We start from the raw sequence: 24,779 nt of genomic DNA, 5'->3' as shown, positions 1-24,779 counted from the left end.
GTAAAAACGCGATATTACGTGCTTTATCCGCGCATAATGTTGATATGCCGCAGTAAGCACGCGCATTTTTCCGTTCGGTTAACCGCTGGCCGCCGTCTTCATGCTGGGGCGCAGCAGTTGCTCGATCTCCTTGACCGGCATTGGTTTGAAGAAGTGGTAGCCCTGAATGCCATCGCAGTTTAGACCGGCAATCAAGGTGGCCTCTTCGTGAGTTTCCACCCCTTCCATGATCACGTGCATATTGAGCGATTTGCCCAGATTGATGATGCTCTCGACAATCGCCACTTGTTTGGGATTATGCAGAATATCGAGGATAAAGCTGCGGTCGATTTTCAGCTCATCAAACGGGAAATTGGCCAGATAGGAGAGCGAGGAATATCCGGTACCAAAATCATCAATCGACAGCACAAAGCCTTGGGCGCGTAGCTCTTGCAGTAACCGTGCGGCATGCTCTTGATCGGTCATCACCGCGTTTTCGGTGATCTCTAAAATGATGCGCCCAGGCGGGATCTGGTAGTGCTGTTGTAACGCCAGCACTTCGTTGAGCAGACCTGGGTTGGCAAATTGCTGCGGCGATAAGTTGATCGACACCTGACCGGGATTGAGCCCTTGTTTGAGCCAGCGCTGCACGGTGGCAAACACTTTTTCCATCACTACGCGGCCAAGCCAGTCAATCAGGCCGGCTTTTTCCGCGACCGGAATAAAGCGTGCGGGGCTGATAAAGCCTTCGGTGGGATGTTTCCAGCGTACTAACGCTTCCATACCAATCAGGCGAAAATCGCGGGTATTCACTTTCGGTTGGAAATAGACATCCAGCTCGCTTTTGCTCAGCGCTTTTTGCAGCTCCACTTCCAGCCACAGACGTAAGCGCGCTTCGCGATTCATCTGCGGTTGGTAGCAGGCCAGCCGGTTACGCCCTTGCGCTTTGGCATCATACATGGCGGTATCGGCGTGCTGCAGCAGATGGTGCGCTTCGTGGCCATCACCGGGGAAGACCACGCAGCCAATTGAGCAGGAGAGCTGTTTGCGCACCTGTTGCAGATCGAGTGGGTTTTTAATCGCGCGGATCAGGCTGTGGCCATACTGTTTGGCCGCATCTTGGCTAGTGTTCGGGAGGATGATGCCGAACTCATCGCCACCAAAATAGCCCAAGATGGCATTTTCGGGAAGGTGACTGCGTAGACGCGAGGCGATTTCGACCAGCACCTTGTCACCGACATGATGGCCTAACGAGTCGTTGATATTCTTGAAGTTATCCAGATCCAGATACAGCATCGACAGCGGGATATTGGCGCGGATCATGCTTTGCAACTGGCGCAAGGTGCTGTGGCGATTGAGCAAGCCGGTCAGCGGATCGCGCTGTTGCAGGTCGTCTGGCAGGCGATTGTCGCTGCGCATAATCACCATTTGCGCCGGATTTCCCATCGCGGTGATCGGCATCGATTGCAAACTGATGCGTTTACGCTGGCCCACTGCGGGCGCGGTATTCAGAATATGTTGCTGACAGTGGCTCAGCTGCTGGTGCAGCTGCTCAGGGATGTTGCCGGAGTGTGGGTCGCGCAAAAACTCCTGCAATGGCTTTCCGAGCAATTGCTGGGAATTGGTAACGCCAAGAATGCGCGCAGTGGACTCGTTAGCAGAGACAATGATGCCATTTTCCAGAATGCAAAATCCGTCATCCAGCATGGAGATCAGATTTTGGCAGTAGCGCTGCGTCTCTTGCAGGCTATCGAGCAACTGGTGCTTTTCGGTGACATCCGCGCCTTGGAACAGATAGCCACACAGTTGGCCTTCGTTGTGCGTCTGTTGGCCGAGCACCGGCGTGATGCAAAAATGGTAGCTGTTTGGCAGTGCGGCTTGCAGCATCACTTCGCCTTGTACGGTGGCCCCGGTCGCCGCCCGCACCAGATACGGATGCATGGATTGGTACAGTTCGCGCGGTAACAGGCGCGCTAGCGGTTTTTGCAGTTGGCCATCAGGTGTCAGGCCGAGGGTGCGGTAAAACTGCTCATTGGCCATCTGCAGGCGCAAATTGGCATCGAATACAGCAAACATGAACGAGCTGTACTGGGTTAGCTGGGCGAGTTCCGCCGTCAACGTTGAAAGCAGCATGTAAAATCATCCCCAAGTGCCAAGCTTTGGCGGCAATCATCAAAAAAGTGGTTCTCTAGCCGGGTGTCACGTTTATAGTTTTTTGTCTTATTTATTACTTAGCGGCATTTTCGCGAATAAATTAATATGTGAACCGCCAATAGGGAAGGGCATAAATGCCAATATCGTGACATGCTGCGAAACTTCAACTTTCTTGACGCAGGCCGTTATCCCGAAGCGTTGGCTGGGATACACTCGGAGATTGGTTTAAAAAGATACGATACTGGCTGACGGCCAGTCGAGTTCACGCGAGGAGAGAGGTTCAAGGTGCTGACGCAATTACAGGCACGACTGGTTAAAGAGGCCCCGCGCTTTTTGCGCATGCCGCTGCAGTGGGTCCCATTTGGGGTACAAAAGCAGGCGCTGGAGCAACTGCTGGGCTGGATGTTCCGTCAGGCGATGGAAGATGGCGAGCTGGATTTTCTGCAGCATCGCTGGTTGCAAGTCGAGGTGCCGGATCTGAACCTGAGCTGGTTTGTCAGTGTGCAAAATGCGCAGTTGGTGGTGGCCAAGCAGGCCCAACCGGATGTGATTTTCCGGGGTAACACCAATGAGCTGATCTTGATTGCGGCCCGTGTGGAAGATCCCGATACGCTGTTTTTCCAGCGTCGGTTGACCATTGAGGGTGACACCGAACTTGGGCTGTATGTGAAAAACCTGCTCGATGCTTTGGATATGGAGCAGATGCCAAAACCGTTACAGGCGCTGTTGCAACAGCTGGCGCAGTTTATTCAAAAAGGGCTGGCTGCTCAGCCGGCTGCGAACACTCAGGCGATAACATCATGCTGATTCGCGTTGAAATTCCGGTGGATGCCCAACCGGTCGCTCAGTTACTTAACCGCGCTTTTCCTTCTCCGGCGGAAGCCGAGTTGGTTCAGGCGCTGCGTGAAGCCGGCCAGTTGACGTTGTCGCTGGTGGCGGTGGATGATGAAGGTCAGTGCATTGGTTATCTGGCGTTTAGCCCGCTGCTGTTAGATGGCAACGATTACCAGTGGGTGGCGTTAGCACCACTGGCCGTGGATCCGGCCTATCAGGGGCAAGGCATTGGCCAAGCGCTGGTGCAAGAGGGGCTTAATAGCCTGAATGAGTTTGGCTATGCGGCGGCGGTCGTGCTGGGTGACCCACGCTATTACGCGCGCTTTGGTTTTGCGCCGGTCAGTGCGGATGTCGCGCCTTGCCCGTGGTCAGAGTATCAAAGCGCTTTCCAACTGCTGAAACTGGACAGTTTCCAAGCGCCACAAGCGCCGGTGCAGGCGGTCAATTATGCGGAGCCGTTTAGCCACTTGTAGCACGATTTTATTTGCACAAGGTTTACATAACTTGACACAAAATAGAGGTGACAGGCGTTAGACTGTCACCTCTATTTCTTTTTGTGTGCTCTGAGATCTTCAATTCATGACAGGTATCGTTGTTCGTTGCAGTGTGGCCCTGATGCTGGGCTGGCTAAGCAGTACGGCGCTGGCGCAGGGGAAACCTGATGCGCAGGCCGTGAAGGCCGTAAGTGTGGGCGTCCAACCGGTGGAAGAGGCGGTGCTGAGCCGTAAATTGCCCCTGGTCGGCAGCCTGATTGCCCGCCAAGGGATCACCTTGCAGTCTCAGGTGGAAGCCAATCTAGTACGGGTGAACATGCCGCAAAGTGGCCCGGTACAGCAAGGTCAGGTGTTGTTGCAGCTCGATGATGCACAGGCGCAGGCGGCGTTAGCCGAAGCGCGTGCCACAGCTACCGATGCCGAGCGTAAGCTGCAGGAGCTGTCACGTTTGGCCAAGGTGAAAGCGGTATCGAACACTGAGCTGGAATCGCAGCGCGCGGCGGTGGCGATCGCCAAGGCTAAAGTCGCTTCGGCGCAGGCTACCGTGGATAACTACCGCATTGTGGCGCCGTTTAGCGGTGAGGTTGGCCTGTATACCCTGACGCCGGGGCAGCTGATCAAAAAAGATACCGCCATTACTTCACTGGATGACCTGTCGCAGATGACGCTGGATATCAGCGTGCCGGAGAAGTTTTTATCTCAGCTCAGCATTGGCTCGCCGGTTTCGGCCACCACCGATGCGCTGCCGGGAGAGGTGTTCTCTGGCGTGGTGGCACACAAAGATATTCGTTTGGATAACATTACCCTGAACGGCAAGGTGCGGATCCGGTTTGAAAACCCGCAGCATTTATTGCGTCCGGGCATGTTGGTGAAAGCCGAGTTGCAATTAGATACCCGCAAATTGCCGCTGATCCCATCGCGGGCGTTGCTGTTCCAAGGTGAGCAGCGCTATGTGTTTGTGGTGGAAGACGGGAAAGCAGTACAAAAGCCGATTCGCATTGAGCGCATTTACGATGACCAAGTTGCCGTAGCCGACGGTTTACGCGCCGGTGATCAGTTGGTGGTCGACGGTACGGTCAAACTGCGTCCGGGCGTGGCGGTTCAGGCATTACCGATGACGGGAGCGAAGGCCGCCGTATCGGCGCCGACTGCAACCAATAAGGATACCAGCGGGAAGGTGCTGCCATGATTTTGGCCGACGTATCATTACGCCGTCCGGTACTGGCGGTGGTGATCAGTTTGCTGATGCTGGTGTTTGGTTTGGTGTCCTTCCAGCGCTTGGAAGTGCGCGAGATGCCGGAGACTGAAAAGCCGATGATCTCCATCAGTACCTCTTACAGCGGCACCTCGGCGGCGGTGATGGAAAGTCAGGTCACCAAGGTGCTCGAAGACCAGCTTTCTGGGCTGTCTGGCTTGAGCTCGATTCAGTCGAGCTCGCGCTATGGCCGTTCTAGCATCAATGTTGAATTTGACGCTGACCGCGATCTGGACTCCGCTGCCAACGACGTGCGCGAAGCGGTATCGCGCGCCACGCGTAAGCTGCCGGACGATGCCGATCCGCCGGTGGTGTCCAAGTCCGGTAACAACGACGATGTGATCATGTGGATCACGCTGGCGGGTTCGACGCTAGACCCCGTCGCGTTGTCGCGCTATGCCACCGAAGTACTGGAAAAGCGTCTGCTGCTGATTGATGGCGTGAGCTCAGTGAACATGTCCGGCTACCGCTCGCTGGTGATGAATATTCGTCTTGATCCGGCGGCGATGGCGGCGCGCGGGGTGACCGTGGCGGATATCAACAGCGCCCTGCGTAAAGAGAACGTCGAACAACCTGCCGGTGAGCTGCGTACCGCTGATTTGCAGATGTCGGCGCGGATCACCCGCAGCTTTAACTCCGCCGAAGATTTCTCGCGCATCGTGGTGCGTAGCACCGACGGCGAGCCAGTTTATCTAGGCGATGTGGCGACCCTCGAAGAGGGCGCGCGCGATAACGATTCTTTGTACCGCGCCAATGGTGAAAACGTGGTGGGGCTGGGCATTGTGCGCCAGTCGCAGTCTAATACCGTGGATGTGACTCATCGTGTGAAGGCTGAGCTGGATAACCTGCGTCAGAACCTGCCGCAAGGGGTGTCGATCAGCATCGGTTATGAAAGTGCTCAGTTCATCGAAAGCGCCATTGATGAGGTGTACAACACCTTGGCGATCACCGCCGGTCTGGTGGTACTGACGATTTATCTGTTCTTGGGCAGTCCGCGCGCCACCTTGATCCCGACTATTACGGTGCCGGTGTCGCTAGTGGCGGCGTTTATCTCCGCCTTGGTGTTCGGTTTTTCCATCAACCTGATCACCTTGATGGCGCTGGTGTTGGCCATCGGGCTGGTGGTGGATGATGCGATTGTGGTGCTGGAAAACGTGCACCGGCATCTGGAAATGGGGCGCTCGCCGCTGGCGGCGGCCTGGCATGGTACCCGTGAGGTCGGCTTTGCCGTAGTCGCCACCACCGCGGTGCTGGTGGCGGTGTTTGTGCCGGTGCTGTTTTTAACCGGTACCGTGGGGCGCATTTTTGCGGAATTTGCCATGCTGCTCAGTGCCGCGGTGGTGTTCTCCAGTGTGATTGCGCTGACCTTAACGCCGGTGATGTGCGCGCGCTTGTTGCGCTCTGAAATGCCGCAAAACCGCCTGACACGCGCCTTTGGCAATCTGGTGACCACGGCTGCGGCGCTGTATCGTCGTTCGCTGCAAGTGACTCAGCGTCGCCCTCTGTGGGCACCATTGGTGCTGGTGGCGCTGCTCGGTGCGAGCTATCTGCTGTATCAGCAGATCCCGCAGGCGCTGACGCCAAAAGAAGACCGCGGTAGCATCTTTATCATGACCCGCGCCGCCGAAGGGGCAGGCCCAGAGCTGATGCAGCGTAACATGCTGGAGCTGGAGCGCCGTTTGCAGCCGCTGTTAAAGCAAGGTGTGGCGGAGAATATCACGGTGCGAACCCCCGGATTTGGTGGGGCGGTGAACTCCGGTATGGCGATGATCACCTTAAAACCGTGGGAAGAGCGTAGTCAGAAAGCCTCCGATTTAGTCGGCTTTATTGCCAAAGCAACGGCCGATTTACCGGGGATGCGGATTGTACCGATTTTGCCATCCAGCTTGCGCGGCAGCTCCGATAACCCAGTGCAGTTTGTGTTGGGTGGACCGGATTACGAGCAGCTCAAACAGTGGATGGATACTCTGCTGAAAGCTGCCCGTGAAAACCCGGGGCTGACCGATATCGATATCGATTACCGCGAAACCACGCCGGAGTTGATGCTGGATGTGGATCGTGCGTTGGCCAACCAACTGGGGATCCCGGTGGCGGATATTGCCAGCACCCTGCAAACTGTACTCGGCGGCAGTGATGTCACTACCTTCGCCAAAGACGGCGAAGAGTACGATGTCTATCTGCGCGGTCTGAAGCAAAACTTCCGTGGTGCGGAAGACTTGGCGCAGATTTATCTACGTGCCAAAAACGGGCAGCTGGTGTCGGTATCGACGTTGATTAATGGTCAGGAGAAGGCTTCGGCCTCTACCTACTATCACTACAACCGTAATAAGTCGATCACCTTGTCCGCCAACTTGGCGCCGGGGTATGACTTAGGGCAAGCACTGGATTTCCTCGATACGCAGGCGCGCACTTTGTTACCGGCACAAGCGATTGTTGACTACAAGGGCGAGTCACTGGAGTACCGCACCAATCAGGGCAATATCCTGTTTGCCTTCGGCATGGCGATGGTGGTGGTTTATCTGCTGCTGGCGGCGCAATTTGAAAGCTTTGTTCACCCATTGGTGGTGATGCTGACCGTACCGCTAGGGGTAGCCGGTGGCCTGTTTGGCCTGTGGGTTACTGGGATGTCGCTCAATATCTACAGTCAGCTTGGCATGATCATGCTGGTGGGATTGGTGACCAAAAACGGGATCTTGCTGGTGGAGTTTACCAATCAGCTGCGCGATGCCGGTCAAAGCTTTGCTGAGGCGATTTTGAATGCGGCGGAAACCCGTTTTCGCCCGATCATGATGACGGCGCTGACCGCGATTATTGGCGGGATCCCGCTCATCTTCGCCTTTGGCGCAGGCGCCGAAGGGCGACAGGCGATCGGTATTGTGGTGGTGTTCGGGATGGCGATCGCGTTGGTGCTGACGCTGTATATCGTACCGGCCATGTACGCGTTACTGGCGCGGCACACCGGCTCACCGGATGATGCTTCGCGCCGTTTGGAGCAGGCGCTGGCCGATGATGAACTGGCCGAATTGGCCGGTGAAAAAGGGCGACAGCCTTAACCGCGCTCAAAACTCGCCCCTGACGCGATGCTGAGTTGGAGAGATAAAAAGCCTGCTTTTCCGAGCAGGCTTTTTTATTGGCCAGCGTGCGGCTGCACACGTTGCAAGAATGTGTAAGGCAGCTCCAAAACAGAGCAATTACGGGCGCTTAACCTCTGGTCGCTTCTTAAAATAGGGTTTTTCAGGGGGGAGTGTGGTCATGCAGGGAAAGAGTGGTTGGGGATGGGGCCTGTTGGCGCTGTCGTTATGTACCCAGGCGGCGGAAGTGCCGTTGGGGATGCCGTTGGCCAGTGAGCAGGTGTTAGTGCGGGCAAACGGCCAAGATCCGCAGCAGTTAGATCCCAATACGGTAGATGCGGATTTTGCCACTCAGGCGGTACTGTCGGATCTGTTTGAAGGGCTGGTGCAAGAAGACGATAACGGCACCATTATCCCGGCGCAGGCTGAGCGTTGGGAAGCCTCGGCGGATGGTAAATCGATCACCTTCTGGCTGCGTGATGCCGCGCGCTGGTCGGATGGGCAACCGGTTTTGGCGCAGGATTTTGTCTTGGGCTGGCAACGGGCGGTGAACCCGAAGCTGCGCATCAGTAACCGCAATTATCTGGCCGAGGCGGGAGTCGCCAATGCCGAGCTGATTGGTAAAGGCAAACTGAATCCAGAAAAACTGGGCGTCTCGGCACTGGAGCCGAAGGTGCTGCAAGTGACCTTTGATAAGCCGATGCCGTTTTTTATGTCGATGCTCTCTCTGCCATCGTTTATGCCTGCGCCATCGCATCTGGTGCAGCAAGGCATTGCCTATCCGGCTGGGCCGCTGGTCAGTAACGGTGCTTTTATGCTGGAGGAGTGGACGGTCGGTAAGCAATTACAGCTGATGAAAAATGCCCACTACTGGGACAACGCCCATACGGTGCTGGCCAAAGTGGTGTACTTGCCGCAGCGTTTTGCCCAGAGCGATATTCCGCGTATCGAGCAGGGTAACCTGCACATGACGGACAATGTGCCGGGCAGTCAGTATCGCCGTATTCAGAACAGTGTGCCGGAGTCGCTGCGGGCGTTTAACCTGCTCGGGCTGTACCAGTTCAGTTTGAACAACCGTCGTCCGCCGCTGGTGGATAACAATATTCGCCAAGCGCTCTCGATGGCGGTTAACCGTGAGCTGATCACCGATACCTTAAGCGGACAGTTGGTGAAGCCGGCCTATACCGTTATCCCCGATAATGTACCGCAATACCTGCCGGTGACGGCGGAGTTTGCCAGTGAGCCGCTGCGTATGCGCCAAGATCAGGCGCGCAAGTTGCTGGAAGCGGCTGGTTTTAGTGCTGAAAAACCGCTGCAAATTGCTCTGTCCTATCGCGATGACGATGAGCAGGAGCGTTTAGCCAACACCGTGGCCTCAATGTGGAAGGTGATTGGGGTGAAGGTCGAGATGAATCGTTTGACCGATCCGGCGTTTCGCGCCAGCCGCTATACCAATCACTATGATGTGGTCGGCACCTATATTTATGGCGACTACAACGAACCTTCTGCGCTGTTGAATGATTTTCGCTGCTATAACCCGTCGAACCTTAGCGGTTATTGCAACAAAGAATTTGATTTGATCTTGGATCAGGCGCAATCGGCAGATGCCGATCAGCGTGGTGTGCTGTATCGCCGTGCCGAAGAGCTGTTACTCAAGTCAACACCGTTGGTGCCGGTATTCCATGACACCAAAACACGGTTAGTCAGTGCCACCTTGCAAGGGCTACCGCAAATCAGTCCGCGAGGCATAGTGTTAAGTAAAAATTTGTATTTGACCGAAGGTTAAATAATTGTATTGATTTGGAGGTAAAGTTATATTCTTTACCTCCAACGATTAATTTAATAACAAAACTATTTCCATATATGTGTTAGCTTTGCGATATATAAATATCCTCGCCATGAAGTGTCGGCTATCTTATTGATTATAAATGGCTTCGTGAATCACTATGCGCAATTCGTGACTGCAATCACATGTAATACAAAATCAATTAGGCTTGATTTTGAAAGATGATCTGTGTCATGTTAATTGCAACTGCGAGGCGTAATATATTCCTCATGCAATACACCATTATTTATAGATATTATTTCCAGAAGAAGATAGCCAAATATGGCAAGGGAGATTGGAAATGAAAGGCTTGTCAATAATGAAACATATTCGGCGGACCAGACATCTGATGATGCCTATCTACCGTAGCTATTTTTCTTTTGCTTTCTTCTACTATAGATAATCCTGCCTTCATCCGGTGGCTGCTGCCTGTTTGTGGTGTGTCATCGTCTATTACCCGGCATGGAAAGGTCAACGTGACATTTTTGCCCGGAGTAAAGTTACTCTCAGTGTATGCCGGTCAGACCGCCAGTCTGTCCTAAGACTAACCTCCTGAACGCATTGCTTCGGGCTGGGGGTCGCATCACAACTGAAGTGGCTTGTCGTTGATAACACAATTTATACAGCACAAATAGGTTCATCCGCACGGTGATCTGCTGCCTGTGTACATAATACGTAAAATTAAATTTTAGTTGATATTAAAAGTAGTTCCATAAAGGGGTGTTTATGGAGTTGGCCTTTTAAAAAGACATACGTTTAATTGCGTTTGTAGTACAGTGCGTAAAAATTTCATGCTGAAACCAGTCCAGTAATAAACTTATTTATTACTGCGGGATTTCTTACGCCTAAAATAAGACTACATCGCAACGTAATACCGCGTGGCTCGGTAAACAATAATCGGAATATATCCGTAACGATTATTTGGTAGATGTTATTTACCGAACATGCTGCGTCACACCCTAAATTTAACAATGTCATTTTTAATAAATAGAGATAATGTTGCCATGAAAACTTTAAAAATAGCTGCCAGTGACAGTGTGTTATCCTGTTTCGACACGGAACGTGAAATTACGAATGTTCATACCACCGATTTCTCTGATATCGCGGCCATCGTAGTTTCTGTTCAAGACATCCACGACGGTATTCTGGCTAAAATCCACGCGACCGGCCTGTCTATCCCGACTTTTGCCGCGGTGTGCTGTGAAGAAGAGCTGTCTGCTGAGGTGCTGCCACAGCTGACCGGGGTATTCGAGCTGTGTGGTGAGAATACTGACTTCTACGGTAAGCAATTGGAGTCTGCGGCGCAGCGTTATGAAGAGAACCTGCTGCCACCGTTCTTCAATACCTTGAAGCAATATGTGGAAATGGGTAACTCAACCTTCGCTTGCCCGGGTCACCAAGGTGGTCAATTCTTCCGTAAGCATCCTGCCGGTCGTCAATTCTTCGAGTTCTTCGGTGAAACGCTGTTCCGTGCGGATATGTGTAACGCCGACGTGAAACTGGGTGACCTGCTGATCCACGAAGGTGCACCATGCGACGCGCAAAAACACGCCGCCAAAGTGTATAACGCGGATAAAACCTACTTCGTTCTGAACGGGACTTCTGCATCCAACAAGGTAGCCACTAACGCGCTGCTGGCTCGTGGTGACTTGGTGCTGTTTGACCGTAACAACCACAAATCCAACCACCACGGTGCGCTGTTGCAAGCCGGTGCGACCCCAGTGTATCTGGAAACCGCCCGTAACCCATTTGGTTTCATCGGTGGTATCGATGCGCACTGCTTTAGCGAAAAATACCTGCGTGATGAAATCCGCAAAGTAGCGCCAGAAAAAGCCGAGGCCAAGCGTCCGTTCCGTTTAGCCATCATTCAGCTGGGTACTTACGACGGTACTATCTATAACGCTCGTCAAGTGGTTGATAAGATTGGTCACCTGTGTGATTACATCCTGTTTGACTCTGCATGGGTAGGTTACGAGCAGTTCATCCCAATGATGAAAGACTGTTCACCGCTGCTGCTGGATCTGAACGAAAACGACCCAGGCATCATCGTGACCCAGTCTGTGCACAAGCAACAAGCTGGCTTCTCTCAGACCTCACAAATTCACAAAAAAGACAGCCACATCAAGGGCCAAGACCGTTATTGCAACCACAAACGCTTTAACAATGCTTTCATGATGCACGCTTCTACCAGCCCGTTCTATCCTCTGTTTGCGGCGCTGGATGTGAACGCCAAGATGCACGAAGGCGAAAGCGGTCGTCGTCTGTGGATGGAATGCGTTAAAAACGGTATCGAAGCGCGTAAATTGCTGCTGGAAACCTGCAGCATGATCAAACCGTTCGTACCGGTTACCGTGGATGGCCGCAAATGGCAGGATCATGATACCGAGGTGATGGCTAATGATCTGCGCTTCTTCAATTTCGTGCCGAGTGAGAAGTGGCATGGCTTTGAAGGCTATCAAGAACATCAATACTTTGTTGACCCTTGTAAGTTTATGCTTACAACGCCAGGCATTGATGCCGCAACGGGGGAATATACTGAATTTGGTATCCCAGCTACCATTTTGGCGAACTTCCTGCGTGAAAACGGCATCATTCCAGAGAAGTGTGACTTGAACTCCATTCTCTTCTTACTGACCCCAGCAGAAGATATGGCTAAGTTGCAACACCTTATCGCACAAATTGCACGTTTTGAACGCTACGTAGCAGAAGATGCTCCATTAAGTGAAGTGTTGCCGAATGTGTATCGGAGTAACGAGGCTCGTTATCGCGGTTATACTATTCGTCAACTGTGTCAGGAGATGCATAACCTGTACGTCAGCTATGATGTGAAACAGCTGCAAAAAGAGATGTTCCGTCAAGCTCACTTCCCGAAAGCGGTAATGAACCCGCAGGATGCCAACATTGAGTTTATCCGCGGTAACGTGGAGCTGGTTCCGCTTTGCAAGGCCGAAGGCCGTATCGCGGCGGAAGGTGCACTGCCATATCCACCTGGAGTTCTGTGTGTTGTTCCAGGTGAAGTGTGGGGCGGTGCGGTACAGCGTTACTTCCTGGCGCTCGAAGAGGGCATCAACCTGCTGCCAGGCTTCTCGCCTGAACTGCAAGGTGTCTACATCCAAGAAGAGGACGACGGTACTAAACGTGCGTACGGCTATGTAATGAAACAGTAAGCCGTCGTCAGGGGAGATGTACTAAGTAAGGTGCACGGATTACCGGCACAGACCGGTAATCCCTTCAGAATCTTCACTCTTCAAATCCTACCTCGGCAATGGCGTGTGCTGTTGCCTTGGCGGGGTATTACCTGAGAGTCAGTATTATGAGCAAACAAAATAATAAGATGGGGGTGGTGCAATTAACCATCCTGACCGCTGTGAACATGATGGGTTCGGGCATTATTATGCTGCCGGCCAAATTGGCACAGGTTGGTACCATTTCGATTCTGTCATGGCTGGTAACCGCTTGTGGTTCGATGGCGTTGGCGTTCGCCTTTGCCAAGTGCGGGATGCTGAGCCGTAAAAGTGGCGGTATGGGCGGCTATGCCGAGTATGCCTTCGGTAAGTCTGGTAACTTCATGGCGAACTACACCTATGCGGTGTCGTTGCTGATTGCTAACGTGGCGATTGCTATCACCGCGGTGGGCTACGGTACTGAGTTGTTTGGCGTGACCTTAAGTCCAGTCGGGATCTGTATTGCGACTATCGCGGTGCTGTGGATCTCTACAGTGGCTAACTTTGGCGGCGCGAAAATCACCGGTCGAATCAGTGGTGTTACCGTGTGGGGCGTGATCATCCCAGTCGTGGGGGTGTCTGTAATCGGTTGGTTCTGGTTTAACGGCAGTACCTATACTGCGGCGTGGAACCCACACGATAAGCCATTCTTCGAAGCGGTGGGTGCGTCTATCTCCATGACCTTGTGGGCGTTCTTGGGTCTAGAATCTGCCTGTGCTAACTCCGATGCGGTAGAAAACCCAGAGAAAAACGTGCCGATCGCGGTGATGGGCGGTACCTTGGCGGCTGCAGTTATCTATATCATTTCTACTAACGTGATTGCCGGTATGCTGCCAAACGCTGATTTAGCGGCTTCTTCAGCGCCGTTCGGTCTGGCTTTCTCGTACATGTTTAACCCAATGGTCGGTAAGATTGTAACTGCACTGGCGGTGCTGGCTTGTGTTGGCTCTCTGTTGGGCTGGCAGTTCACCATCGCGCAAGTGTTCAAGAGCTCTGCAGACCAAGGCTACTTCCCGAAACTGTTCTCCAAAGTCACCAAGGCCGATGCGCCAGTTAAGGGTATGATCTTGCTGACCGTGATCCAAACTGGTTTGGCGCTGATGACCATCAGTCCATCGCTGATCAAGCAGTTTGAGATCTTGGTAAACTTGGCGGTGGTGACCAACCTGATCCCGTATATCCTGTCGATGGCGGCGGTATTTATCATGCAGCGTTTGGCAAAAATCCCGGCCTCTAAGGCGCGCTTTGCCAACGTTATTGCCTTCATCGGTGCGATCTACAGCTTCTATGCGCTGTATGGATCCGGTGAGCTGGCGATGATGTGGGGTGCGATTGCGACCTTCTTCGGTTGGACTCTGTATGGCTTTATCGCTGATCGTTTCGAGATTCAGCCGGCTATCGAGATGGCAACTAGCAACACCGATAGTGATGCATCAGCGCAAAATAGCGGTGCGGTGACTTCCGCGTAACCGCGCGACAGCAAGATTCAATACACTATTTCGCCCTGCCTATTTTCTCCAGGTGCGGCGGGTTTGGACAGGAGCACGCTTCGCGGCGGCTCCTGTTTTTTTATGCCTGCTGTTTTATGCAGGTCTTTTTTATTGTGTGCGCCAATGGTCGACTTTTGCCACAATGCTCAGCAGCTCCCTCATACTTAAGCCGGATAAGAGAAACGCTGTGTCATCCTTTGAATATTCCCTGTCGCCTTGCCCCGATGATTCTGACCCGCTAACTGCGGGGAGCGCGCTGGTTGAGGCTTCGCCTGCGCTCAGTGCAGCACTGCCAGCGGCGTCTTGCTGGTGGCTGTATATGGTGCGGATGGCCGATGGGCGGCTATATACCGGCATCAGTACCGATGTGGCGCGCCGCTTTAGCCAGCATGTGAACGGCAAAGGGGCACGTGCTTTGCGCGGCAAAGGGCCGTTGGCGCTAGTGTGGCAGCAGCAAGTGGGCGCGCACAGTGTGGCGCTAAAACTGGAGTATCGCCTTAAGCGCTGGCGTAAAGCACGCAAAGAGGCGTTGATTAACTCACCGATGCTATTTGCTGAGTTACAGGCGCAGCTTGAATCGGAGTATGCCCTTCCTACTTGAAGCTGCCGCGGTGTTGGGTTGCTGATTCGTGCGTAAGGGAAGTAACGAAAAAAATAGAGCAGAAGGCGGCGAAGGATAACGAGATGAAAAAGGAAAATGGGTAAGCTCATAACGCCAATAACAAAAAAGCCTCCGAAAATTCGGAGGCTTTCTTATATGGTGCTGGCTATCGGAATCGAACTGATGACCTACTGATTACAAGTCAGTTGCTCTACCTACTGAGCTAAGCCAGCGTAAATCTTAAATTCTGTGGTGCCCGGACGCGGAATCGAACCACGGACACGGGGATTTTCAATCCCCTGCTCTACCGACTGAGCTATCCGGGCAGCTCGTGCTGCGTATTAAACGAAAATCGCGTTATAGAGTCAAGCGATATGCGAAATTACCCGAACTGTTTGATTAAATAGTGTTCTTGTGGCGTTTTTTTGCCCGTAATGCACGTACATTGACGCTCTAGCGCGGCGAGCGTTTAGCCAAGATACGCCAGCAGGTGATGCAGATCGTGTGGTGAAATCGTGGCTTTCTGATTGCTGGCCAGCACCCAAATACTTAAGGAGGTGGCGTCATTGAGGGTCAGGATGATGTTGGCGTGCTCCTTGATGGCCCGTTGATGCTGTTTTTTCAGCTTGGTGGCGGAATAGTCATGGCGCAGTTCGCAATCGGGTAGCAAGGCGTGCAGCTGATGGCCGAGTAACAGCATTTGGCTGAGCAGTGCTGGGTCTTCACAAGTGAAGCATATTTTCGGGTGTGTTGGCGCGGGCGCTGGCAGCGCTAAGGTGTCGAGCAGCAGCAGTAAACGCTCGATGCCGATGGCAAAACCGGAGGCCGGCAGCTGATAGCTACAGAACAAATTGACCAAGCCATCATAGCGCCCACCACCGCAGACCGTGCTTTGGGCGCCGAGCTTATCGGTGATCCATTCAAATACGGTGCGGGTGTAGTAATCCAAGCCGCGCACTAAGCGTGGGTTGATGGTATAGGCAATACCGGCGCGCTCTAAGGTCGCGCAGACAGAGTGAAAATGCTGGCGCGACTCGGCGCTTAAGTAATCGAGCAGTTGCGGCGCATCTTCCAGCATGCCTTGCATGTCGGGGTTTTTGCTATCGAGAATCCGTAGCGGATTCTTATCGAGGCGGATCAGGCTGTCGTCGTCGAGTAACTCGCGGTGCTGCTCAAAGTAGCTGACCAGTGCGGCGCGGTGTTCGGCACGCTCTTCTGGGGTGCCTAGTGAGTTGATTTCTAGCCGTACATGCTGCGCAATCCCTAGCGCGGTGAAGATGTCATGGGAGAGCAAGATCAGCTCGCTGTCGATCTCCGGCCCCGCCATACCAAAGGTTTCGACGCCAAACTGGTTAAACTGGCGCAAACGGCCTTTTTGCGGCCGTTCATAGCGGAACATCGGCCCTTGGTACCACAGGCGCTGTGTGGTGTGGTAGCACAAGTCATTTTCGATAATCGAACGTACACAGCCACTGGTGCCTTCAGGGCGCAGGGTGATGTGTTCGCCAGACTTATCAGTAAAATCGTACATCTCTTTGGCGACGATATCGGTCGCCGCGCCCACCGCGCGTTGAAAGAGCTCAATCGGCTCTAAGATCGGCAAGCGTATTTCTTGGTAGCTGTAACGGCGCATAATAGTGCGCAGGGTTGCTTCCACCCATTGCCACTGCGGTGTTTCGCTGGGCAATATATCTTTCATGCCGCGAATCGATTGAAATTGCATTATTCGATACTCCTTATCTCATCTTATTCAGACGGTGATACATAAAAGGCTGCGTGACATTTCTGACACGCAGCCTTGGCTAGAGGGAGTGAATTACGCTACTTGCTGGGTTTCATCAGCAATCACATCATTGATCAGGCTATCAATACTTTCATGGGTCAGATGGTGAGCGGAAACCACCATGTGCGCCAGACCGTTAGAAATGGCCAGACAATGTTTTTTCCAAACGTCTTCAGATGGACATGGGAACACCACGGTAATGGAGTTCTTATTCCGCCAAGCATTGACACCGGCTTTTTGGAATTGCTGCACCGCATATTCTGCCAGCTCCATACAACGGGTGATGCGTTGTTTCCATTCGGTAAAGGTGTGGCTATTAATGGCTTCCCACATCATCAGTGGAGTATGGCCATTACGTGAGCCGGTAATGGTTTTATCGTGAGCCGCGATGTAATCAATTTCTACGGAGATTTGATCCACATTTTTCTTTTTGGCAATCACAATACCGCATGGAATGGGTGAACCAATCATTTTGTGGCCGGACACCCCAATTGAGTCGATACCGTCGGCGAAAGTAAACGCTTGTGGATGATCAACGAATGGCAAAATCATCCCACTTAATGCGGCGTCTGCGTGAATATAATAATCTTCACGTTTGATACCTAATGCGGCGATCCGTTTTTGGATTTCGGCGATATCATCAATGGCACCTTTTACGGTAGTGCCAACGTTGGCAAAGATAATCGGGTGTTTTTCTCCATCCGCTTTGATTTTGGCAATTAAATCGTCATAGTCGATTTCACCATTGTCTTGTGATTCGACAACCTGAGATTTAATGCGCAGCAACTTAACAATTTTGGCTACAGAGTAGTGGGTGTCTTTGGAGTAATACAGGGTGCTGTTCGGGTACAGTTCGCGCGCCAGATAGCAACCAAACATATTACCTTCAGTACCACCGTTGGTGACATAGCCCCAAGAATCTTCAAATGGGATTTTGAATAAATCAGCAAAATACTCGATAACTTCTTTTTCAAAGTCAAAAGAGTTTAGCAAGTAGTTGCAATACTCAGCCCAGTCACCACAGTTATTGAGCGAGAAACGCAGGAAACGTTCTAAATTGGTGTAATCAAAATCAGCAGATTCTGGGTAGCCGATATTGAAATATTGATTTTTAACACAGTGAGCCCAGAAAGCGTCCAGTTTGTTTTGGTTTTCGATAGATAAAGTCATTTTAATTACTCTCTTATTAGATTCAGAACTGAATTAGATATCTGCGTTAACAACCACTTTCCCCGCGTGCGCTTTTTTGGCCGCGACAAAGGAGTACAGAGGAATAGTGCACAGCAGCATGACAACACCCCAGAAGATGGAGTCATTACCGGAGCCCAGCAGCGCGAAGATGGAATAGACCATACCGAGTGCGGTCAGTAGCGCATAAACATAGAATTTACGGCCAGTATCCAGTTTCTTGGCGGCCATGATGATTGGCAGAGCAATGATGGCGTACATGTACGGCAGCAGTGAGGCGAATACCGACATCAAGATAATGATCTGGAATTGGTCAGCCAGGTTAGGTGACGCGGTCATCAGTAGCACAATGCTCATCAGCACACCGGTGAAGATCAAGCTCTTCATCGGCACGTTGTTTTTATTCACCTCACCAAAGAATTTCGGGAACAGCCCTGATTTGGCACCGGCTTTTGGCGCTTCAGATTGTAAGATTAACCAGCCAGAGATAGAGCCAAAGCAGGCAATGATACTTAAGGCTGATGCAATATTACCGGCCATTGGGCCAAACATATATTGAGCAGCAGCGGCAAATGGCGCAGGGGATTTAATTAATACTTCGTGAGGAACAATACCCATAATCACTGCGCAGCTACCGACATAGCATACGGAGGTAATTAATAACCCATACACAGTGGCTTTCGGCACGGTTTTCTCTGGATCTTTAACTTGGCCAGAGGCGACCACCGCTGATTCAACCCCCAAGAAGCCCCACAGTGCAATCGATGCTGCGGATAAGATCGCATGCATATTGCTACCACCGGTGCCGTTATAAACTTGGGAATAAGTTTGTGGGTTAAACCAAGCCCAACCGACTAAGCCAACACCCAGAATAACAATCAGACCACACAAGGCAGTAAATGATTGTGCTTTAGTCGCCACATTAGCACCGAAGCTGGCGAGGGCAATAAAGGCCCACAGAATACAGATGGCGGTAACACTACCAATAGTAGGGTCTTTTAATTCGGGGAAGAAGAAACTTAAATAACCAACACCGGCAACCAGTAAGGCAACGTTACCAATCCAAGCACTAATCCAATAGCAAATGGTGCTTTGAAAACCAATAAATGGGCCAAACGCATCATTCGCATACGCCACAATGCCGCCATCTTTCGGATTGATTAAACTGATTTTGGCAAATACCAGTGCCAGTGACATTACGCCGATAATGGTAATTAGCCAACCATAAATTGAAATGGAGCCGATACCGGCCAAGTTGGTCGGCAGCATAAATACACCCGATCCCATCATGTTTGATGCAGTCACTAACGTTAGTGCGAGCACACCTATTTTGTGTGCCTGAGATACACTCATATCAGACATTGTTATTCCCTGGATTAAATTGTGATTTTATGGGTGCGCAAATTTATTCCATCGATAACGGTGAGCCAATTTACAGACGTAATAAGGCCGCACGGATCAATAGATATGAAAAGATAAATTTGTGCTGTATGGGATAAAAGCTATTAGAGAAATAGCTTTTGAATTAGCAAGAGAGGCTAGAGATGCAGTAGGCGTAATCAGAGTCATTACCATAGGTGGTAATGATGAGATTTAATCTGTAAGTTGACCAGCTTTGATTAATACTGAGAAGTTCCATCTTTTGTTCCAAAATAGACTTAACAAATACAAGCTACCTGTTCCTAATAATAATCGTCATACAAATAAGTTTTGTGATTTAGATCGCAAAATGGCGCAGGCCCATTAATCATGCGACTAACATGCATTAATTATGCATTCACTGCGTTAATTTTGATTTTTTATGCTAATTGCGATGGCGAGAGAAATAAAACGACACAGAAAGACATGGAAAATAAATAGGCGCAGAAAGGGGGATATTTCAGTTTTGGTGGTTGATGGTGAGGAAATTGATGACAAGGAGTAGGAAGGGCAGAGAATTGTGCACGAAAGAGAGGGAATTAGCGGAGTGCAGTGGGTGCGGTCTTGGTGTTGCCTGCCACGCAGGGCATGCAACACCAACGGAAGCTCCTGACACCAATATCGCGGTCGCGAGACGAAATATGTCAGATGAGATGAGCTTCACTCATGCCTAACTAATATTTCTAACTAATTTTAGTGCAGCAAGCGCACCAGCAAGCTGCCGCTTTCGCGTAGCGGATCGCTATTGATACTCAGCACATAACCGGCGCACGGCGCATGATAGCGCTCAATCTCTTCGCCAAATGCATTCCACTGGATAGCCAGTAACTGTCCAGCGACCACTTGCTGGCCGAGAATGACTTGCGGGAGCGCGTAGCCACTGCGCTTAGCGCGTAAGGTGGTGGTGGCTTTGCCTTCCACCGGCGCAGCGGCTGGCGCAATCACGTTGCCTTCTAGCATGCCTTGGTCGCGCAGGATGTTGTAAATGCCCTGCAGCGTGCGACTCACCATCGCCGGTTGGTAGCGCTTGGCGGTACCAACTTCCACGGTGATACAAGGCACGTTACGACGGTTCCATTCGGTTTCCAGCACGCCGGCATCGCCCGGATCGTCCAAAATGCAATCCGGCGCCATCAGGTGCGCCATACGCACGCAGGCATCGATGCGGTAATCGGCAAACACATACAGCGGGTATTCCGCGCCGCGGGTCTGAGTGTGCAGATCGAGAGTGAAATCGGCGTTCGGGGTCAGTAGGTGCTGCCACAGCGCATTCAAATAGCGACCGGCAGCAGTTGGGTGATTGGCATCGCCCGGGAACAGACGGTTGAGGTTGACCGGCGAGGCATCCGGATCGCTGGGGATAAAATCGCGACTACCGGCTAAGATCCCCGGAACGTTCATGCCGGAGACCAGCGTGATGGTACCGCTGATTTGAGCCGGGTCCAGCTCGCGCATCAGTTGCTGCACACACAAAACGCCGTTGAGCTCATCGCCGTGCACGCCTGAGGTGATCAGCAGGCGCTTACCCGGACGCGCGCCTTGAATTACGCTTACCGGCACATACCAGCCCTGACCGCTGGCCATGTCTTGCGGACGAAAGTAGAACAGATGACGGCCGGTCGGCAGATCGGCGCTATTGAGATGGCTGACGACCGCTTTGCCATCAATGCGATCTTCGGTAAAGCAGGTCGCCATTGGCGCGTTGGTCATGGGCGTGTCAGTGGTCGGCAGAGCGGCCGCAGCAGTGTTCACGGACATACAATAATCCCCGTAGCATAAAATAGAATCGGGACGCCATCTTAGGCATCCCGCGAAAAACGGGCGCTGATATTGTGGTCAGCGCCGAGAGAACGTGTTGGATCAGTGGTAGCCAAACAGCTGCGCGATCACCACAACGCTACTGGCCAGTACAAACAGCAGCAGCATAAAGCGCCAGCAGAAGCGCGCCCAATCACCCCAATCCACACGGCAGACCCCCAGTGTGCCCATCAAGGACGCCGAGGTCGGCACAATCACGTTGGTAAAGCCATCACCGAGCTGGAATGCCAGTACGGAGACCTGACGGCTTACCCCCACCAGATCGCCCAACGGCGCCATCAGCGGCATGGTCAGCGCGGCTTGACCGGAGCCCGAGGTCACAAAGAAGTTGAAGATGGATTGGAAGGTAAACATAAACCACGCGGCCAGCGAGTCATGTACGCCACCAATCAGGCCCGAGGCACTGTGCAAAATGCTGTTCAGCACGCTAGGTTCCCCTGTACCGCCGCTACCTACCAGCAGCAACACCCCTTTGGCAAAACCGACCAACAGCGCAGGGGCGATCATCACCGCCGCGCCATCACGAAACGCCGAAGCGATATCGTTCAAGGTCATGTTATTGAGGCGGAAAACCACGCCAATCAAACCGGCGACCAGACCCATGGTAAAGAACTGAGTCGCAATCTCGGGGATGTACCAAGCATGCACCACTACGCCCCAGATCACCCACACGGTAACGGCCAGCACGGTCAGCAGTACCAGTACATCGCCTAAACCGAAACGACTGTTTTGCAGATCGGCGGTTTGGCTACGAAAGTGCGCATCGGTGCGGCGGCTGTACGAAAGCTCAGGGTTTTTACGAATCCGCATTGCGTATTGCATGGTGAAGGCGATGCCGACCAGCGTAAACAGGCACCACAGCCCGATACGCACACTGGCACCTGACAGCACCGGAATACCGGCAATGCCTTGCGCGATGGCCACACTAAACGGGTTCATCCACGAAGTCGCAAAACCAATCTGGGTCGCCACATAGGTCACCATCACGGTGGTGATGCTGTCGTAACCTAAGCGCACCATCAATGGCGCGATAATAATGGCAAAGGCAATCGCCTCTTCGCCCATTCCGAATACCGCACCGCCCAATGAGAACAGGGTAAACATCACCGGAATAAACAGCAGTTCGTTGCCTTTGGTTTTGTCGATCAGGCGCAAAATCCCGTTATCGATGGTGCCGGTACGCATCACAATGCCAAACGCGCCGCCGATCACCAGCATGAACATGATCACGCCAATCGCCGAGCCCCATTTGTCGCCGGATACCAGCCCTTCAAATGGGAAGTTCAGCAGGCCGACATCATCGCCGGTGGCAAATAGCGCAATGCGTTTGTACTCCGGCGCGCCGGCGGCATCCATCACGTAAGAGAACGAGTCGGGGTTAACCACTTTGCGGGTCTTTTCCACGCCGTCCAGTACGTAATGTACGGTTTGATCCTGAAAAGCACCTACCGGAATAAAGTAGGTGAGAGCCGCAGCCAACAGGCCGACAAAGAAAATAATCACCAGTGTATCTGGCATCTGCCAGCGGTTTGGTGCGGCCTTGAGCTGAGTGGTGGAGGATGGCGTGCTCATGAATTCAACTTACCCTGTTGCTATCGTAATATCTATGAATGGAAATGTTCTCTTTTTGCATACGTTTGCGTTTTGCATACTACGGCAACTCTATTTCAGCCGTAAAGCATAAAATATCGCCATAACAGGATAAAATTCACACCTGTAAAATTACGGCGTAATTTATAACCATTTTGCTGCCAAATTGTATGAATTGATGAGGTTTGAGGCTGGCGGGCTATGCACGTTTTCGCTGCCGGTTTGTGGCTTTTCGCTAGGCGCGGCTGACTCTGTAAAAACACAACAACAAGTTTTCTTTATATCGGTGGCAAGTATCGAGGCTACCGATATGTATGCGGAAAGCCGGCCAAAAAGAGATCTTGGCAACGCTTCCACCACCGCTCTGTGTATTCCCAGCCTGATTTGCTTACCATGGCCGCGCCGAATTTCGGCAACCTTTATCGCTTGTGAAGAAGATGGATAGGTGCAGTGGTGAAACATTACTTTAAAAAAACAATATTACTCAGCATGTTAGCGTTAGCGGGTTGTAGCTCACTGAGCGAGCCGCGCGAAGCGGCCAGCATTATTATCAAAAACGGTACTGTGCTGACGATGGATCAGAACAACACCGTGATTGATAACGGTGTGGTGGTGATCCGCGATAACAAAATCGTGTCGGTCGGCGATGCTAAGTTGCTGGAGCGTTATCGCGCCGCCAAAGTGATTGATGCTGAAGAAGGCATCATCATGCCTGGGATGATTAACACCCATAACCATATCCCGATGGTGGCTTTTCGTGGGCTAGGGGAAGAGGGGATCAAAAACCGTCTGTTTGCTTACTTCTTCCCGCTGGAAGGGGAAAAACTCAGCCGCGATCTGATCTATAAAGCCACCGTGCACGGTAGCATTGATATGGCAATGTCCGGCGTGACCACTTATGCTGACATGTACTACCACATTGATGAAATGGCCAAGGCCAGCAAAGCAGTCGGCATTCGCGCGGTACTCGGGGAAACGGTGATCAAATTCCCGGTGGTGGATGCCAAAGAGCCGTATGGCGGGATCGACTATGCGGTCAACGTGATTAAAGCCTATCAGAATGATGAGCTGATCACGCCGGCCTTTGCGCCGCACGCACCGTACACCGTATCAAAAGAGAAAATGCAGCAGATCACCGCACTGGCCAAAGAATACCAAGTGCCGGTGATGATCCATGTGGGCGAGTTTGATGATGAAGACAAACGCCTGAAGCTGACCGATAAATCGGTGGTGGAGTATATGGATGAGATTGGCGTGCTTAATGAGCGCGTACTGCTGGCGCACGCCATCCATCTGCAAGATGGCGATCTGGATTTGATCAAAGCGCGTGGTGCGGCGGTGGCTTACAACCCAATGGCCAATGCCAAAGGCGCGACCGGTATTGCCCGCGCTTATGAGATGCTGAATAAAGGCGTGAAAGTCGGCTTAGGCACCGATGGCCCGATGAGCTCCAATCAGGTCGATCTATTCCGCACCTTAAGTTACGCCAGCAACATGCAGCGTTTGAAATATCAAGATCGCACCATCATGACTCCAGATGTGGTGGTACGCATGGCCACTATCGGCGGCGCGCAGGCACTGAATATGGCCGACAAAGTGGGCTCGCTGGAAGCGGGTAAACTGGCGGATGTGATTGTGGTCGAAACCCGCTCACCAAACATGATGCCGAACTATGATGCGTTCGCCACCTTGGTGTTCCAAGCCAATCCAGCCAATGTGGATACCACCATTATCAATGGCCGCATTGTGGTAGAAGACAAGCAGCTGAAAACCTATGACATCGAGCAAAATCGTCAGCAGATGAAAGCGATTGAAGCTGATATTGCTGAGTTCGCCCGTGGTTTGGCGCAAAAAGCCAAAAGTATGGATTAAGCCACTGCGCCTCACGGCGTGCGGTATTGTGGGTTAACCCGAGATGGCGTGGCAACACGCCATTTTTTTATCGGCTGATCGCGCTATGGTTGTCCCTTTTTGCGCTCAACGTTAATTGTGCTTCATTACGGTAGAACTGCGCTAGAGCGGTGGCAGAGTGAAGGTTTTCAACATTCACTATT

General features: G+C 52.2%; 16 protein-coding genes and 2 tRNA genes. 10 read left to right on the top strand and 8 right to left on the bottom strand.

Annotated features, from left to right (window positions below; translation table 11 throughout):
- Positions 1-78: 78 nt before the first annotated feature.
- Positions 79-2,112 (bottom strand): putative bifunctional diguanylate cyclase/phosphodiesterase, encoded by a 2,034-nt coding sequence (locus NCTC9997_RS12490; protein WP_064978178.1) that lies wholly within the window; start codon positions 2,110-2,112, stop codon positions 79-81.
- 306 nt (positions 2,113-2,418) lie between these two features.
- Between NCTC9997_RS12490 and ubiT the strand changes: the two genes are divergently transcribed.
- The 9 genes from ubiT to NCTC9997_RS12445 all read left to right on the top strand — a co-directional run bounded on the left by ubiT (position 2,419) and on the right by NCTC9997_RS12445 (position 14,927).
- Positions 2,419-2,940, top strand: coding sequence for a ubiquinone anaerobic biosynthesis accessory factor UbiT (ubiT, locus tag NCTC9997_RS12485; protein WP_039045858.1), 522 nt, complete (start codon positions 2,419-2,421; stop codon positions 2,938-2,940).
- Positions 2,934-3,440: a GNAT family N-acetyltransferase gene (locus tag NCTC9997_RS12480; RefSeq protein WP_010864587.1), complete on the top strand. Its 507-nt coding sequence runs from the start codon at positions 2,934-2,936 to the stop codon at positions 3,438-3,440. Before ubiT ends, NCTC9997_RS12480 begins: the two co-directional genes overlap by 7 nt.
- A 106-nt stretch (positions 3,441-3,546) precedes the next feature.
- A complete protein-coding gene (locus NCTC9997_RS12475) occupies positions 3,547-4,650 on the top strand; it encodes an efflux RND transporter periplasmic adaptor subunit (protein ID WP_064978177.1) in 1,104 nt (367 codons plus the stop codon).
- Positions 4,647-7,769, top strand: coding sequence for an efflux RND transporter permease subunit (locus tag NCTC9997_RS12470; protein ID WP_064978176.1), 3,123 nt, complete (start codon positions 4,647-4,649; stop codon positions 7,767-7,769). The genes NCTC9997_RS12475 and NCTC9997_RS12470 overlap by 4 nt, the downstream gene beginning before the upstream one ends.
- Positions 7,770-7,968: 199 nt before the next feature.
- Positions 7,969-9,573 (top strand): peptide ABC transporter substrate-binding protein, encoded by a 1,605-nt coding sequence (locus NCTC9997_RS12465; protein WP_010864584.1) that lies wholly within the window; start codon positions 7,969-7,971, stop codon positions 9,571-9,573.
- 340 nt (positions 9,574-9,913) lie between these two features.
- On the top strand, positions 9,914-10,015 hold the full coding sequence (gene speFL / locus NCTC9997_RS15515) for a leader peptide SpeFL (protein ID WP_071596488.1): 102 nt from the start codon (positions 9,914-9,916) through the stop codon (positions 10,013-10,015).
- Positions 10,016-10,616: 601 nt separating this feature from the next.
- Positions 10,617-12,779 carry an ornithine decarboxylase SpeF gene (gene speF, locus NCTC9997_RS12455; protein WP_010864583.1) on the top strand — a complete coding sequence of 721 codons (2,163 nt, stop codon included), beginning with the start codon at positions 10,617-10,619 and terminating at the stop codon, positions 12,777-12,779.
- 146 nt (positions 12,780-12,925) lie between these two features.
- Positions 12,926-14,305 carry a putrescine-ornithine antiporter gene (gene potE / locus NCTC9997_RS12450; protein ID WP_081995635.1) on the top strand — a complete coding sequence of 460 codons (1,380 nt, stop codon included), beginning with the start codon at positions 12,926-12,928 and terminating at the stop codon, positions 14,303-14,305.
- 340 nt (positions 14,306-14,645) lie between these two features.
- Positions 14,646-14,927, top strand: a complete 282-nt coding sequence (locus NCTC9997_RS12445; protein ID WP_052242181.1) for a GIY-YIG nuclease family protein — start codon at positions 14,646-14,648, stop codon at positions 14,925-14,927.
- A 157-nt stretch (positions 14,928-15,084) separates the two neighbouring features.
- Here the strand turns inward: NCTC9997_RS12445 and NCTC9997_RS12440 are convergent.
- From NCTC9997_RS12440 to yfcC, 7 genes are all read right to left on the bottom strand, one after another.
- Positions 15,085-15,160, bottom strand: a tRNA-Thr gene (locus NCTC9997_RS12440).
- A gap of 17 nt (positions 15,161-15,177) precedes the next feature.
- Positions 15,178-15,253 (bottom strand) — tRNA-Phe (locus NCTC9997_RS12435).
- Positions 15,254-15,396: 143 nt separating this feature from the next.
- A complete protein-coding gene (gene hisS, locus NCTC9997_RS12430) occupies positions 15,397-16,650 on the bottom strand; it encodes a histidine--tRNA ligase (RefSeq protein WP_064978175.1) in 1,254 nt (417 codons plus the stop codon).
- A 93-nt stretch (positions 16,651-16,743) separates the two neighbouring features.
- On the bottom strand, positions 16,744-17,880 hold the full coding sequence (locus tag NCTC9997_RS12425) for a histidine decarboxylase (RefSeq protein WP_064978174.1): 1,137 nt from the start codon (positions 17,878-17,880) through the stop codon (positions 16,744-16,746).
- A 33-nt stretch (positions 17,881-17,913) separates the two neighbouring features.
- Positions 17,914-19,260: a histidine-histamine antiporter gene (gene hdcC, locus NCTC9997_RS12420; RefSeq protein WP_064978173.1), complete on the bottom strand. Its 1,347-nt coding sequence runs from the start codon at positions 19,258-19,260 to the stop codon at positions 17,914-17,916.
- A 750-nt stretch (positions 19,261-20,010) separates the two neighbouring features.
- Positions 20,011-21,075, bottom strand: coding sequence for a succinylglutamate desuccinylase/aspartoacylase family protein (locus tag NCTC9997_RS12415; protein ID WP_197665209.1), 1,065 nt, complete (start codon positions 21,073-21,075; stop codon positions 20,011-20,013).
- Between the two features lie 102 nt (positions 21,076-21,177).
- Entirely contained in the window at positions 21,178-22,653 is a 1,476-nt protein-coding gene (gene yfcC / locus NCTC9997_RS12410; protein WP_010864576.1) for a putative basic amino acid antiporter YfcC, read from the bottom strand.
- Positions 22,654-23,214: 561 nt separating this feature from the next.
- Here yfcC and NCTC9997_RS12405 point away from each other — a divergent pair.
- Complete coding sequence (locus NCTC9997_RS12405) at positions 23,215-24,597, top strand: amidohydrolase family protein (RefSeq protein ID WP_064978172.1); 1,383 nt, start codon at positions 23,215-23,217, stop codon at positions 24,595-24,597.
- Positions 24,598-24,779 lie beyond the last annotated feature (182 nt).

The organism is Plesiomonas shigelloides, assembly GCF_900087055.1.
GTDB lineage: Bacteria > Pseudomonadota > Gammaproteobacteria > Enterobacterales > CAMTGL01 > Plesiomonas > Plesiomonas shigelloides.
This window is presented reverse-complemented; position numbering and strand designations above follow the sequence as displayed.

What these genes read in the sequence shown, in the direction of transcription:
- NCTC9997_RS12490 (WP_064978178.1), bottom strand. Translation starts at nt 2,112, where the DNA reads ATGCTGCTTTCAACGTTGACGGCGGAACTCGCCCAGCTAACCCAGTAC.
- NCTC9997_RS12480 (WP_010864587.1), top strand. Translation starts at nt 2,934, where the DNA reads ATGCTGATTCGCGTTGAAATTCCGGTGGATGCCCAACCGGTCGCTCAG.
- NCTC9997_RS12475 (WP_064978177.1), top strand. Translation starts at nt 3,547, where the DNA reads ATGACAGGTATCGTTGTTCGTTGCAGTGTGGCCCTGATGCTGGGCTGG.
- NCTC9997_RS12470 (WP_064978176.1), top strand. Translation starts at nt 4,647, where the DNA reads ATGATTTTGGCCGACGTATCATTACGCCGTCCGGTACTGGCGGTGGTG.
- NCTC9997_RS12465 (WP_010864584.1), top strand. Translation starts at nt 7,969, where the DNA reads ATGCAGGGAAAGAGTGGTTGGGGATGGGGCCTGTTGGCGCTGTCGTTA.
- speFL (WP_071596488.1), top strand. Translation starts at nt 9,914, where the DNA reads ATGAAAGGCTTGTCAATAATGAAACATATTCGGCGGACCAGACATCTG.
- speF (WP_010864583.1), top strand. Translation starts at nt 10,617, where the DNA reads ATGAAAACTTTAAAAATAGCTGCCAGTGACAGTGTGTTATCCTGTTTC.
- potE (WP_081995635.1), top strand. Translation starts at nt 12,926, where the DNA reads ATGAGCAAACAAAATAATAAGATGGGGGTGGTGCAATTAACCATCCTG.
- NCTC9997_RS12445 (WP_052242181.1), top strand. Translation starts at nt 14,646, where the DNA reads ATGGTGCGGATGGCCGATGGGCGGCTATATACCGGCATCAGTACCGAT.
- hisS (WP_064978175.1), bottom strand. Translation starts at nt 16,650, where the DNA reads ATGCAATTTCAATCGATTCGCGGCATGAAAGATATATTGCCCAGCGAA.
- NCTC9997_RS12425 (WP_064978174.1), bottom strand. Translation starts at nt 17,880, where the DNA reads ATGACTTTATCTATCGAAAACCAAAACAAACTGGACGCTTTCTGGGCT.
- hdcC (WP_064978173.1), bottom strand. Translation starts at nt 19,260, where the DNA reads ATGTCTGATATGAGTGTATCTCAGGCACACAAAATAGGTGTGCTCGCA.
- NCTC9997_RS12415 (WP_197665209.1), bottom strand. Translation starts at nt 21,075, where the DNA reads ATGTCCGTGAACACTGCTGCGGCCGCTCTGCCGACCACTGACACGCCC.
- yfcC (WP_010864576.1), bottom strand. Translation starts at nt 22,653, where the DNA reads ATGCCAGATACACTGGTGATTATTTTCTTTGTCGGCCTGTTGGCTGCG.
- NCTC9997_RS12405 (WP_064978172.1), top strand. Translation starts at nt 23,215, where the DNA reads ATGTTAGCGTTAGCGGGTTGTAGCTCACTGAGCGAGCCGCGCGAAGCG.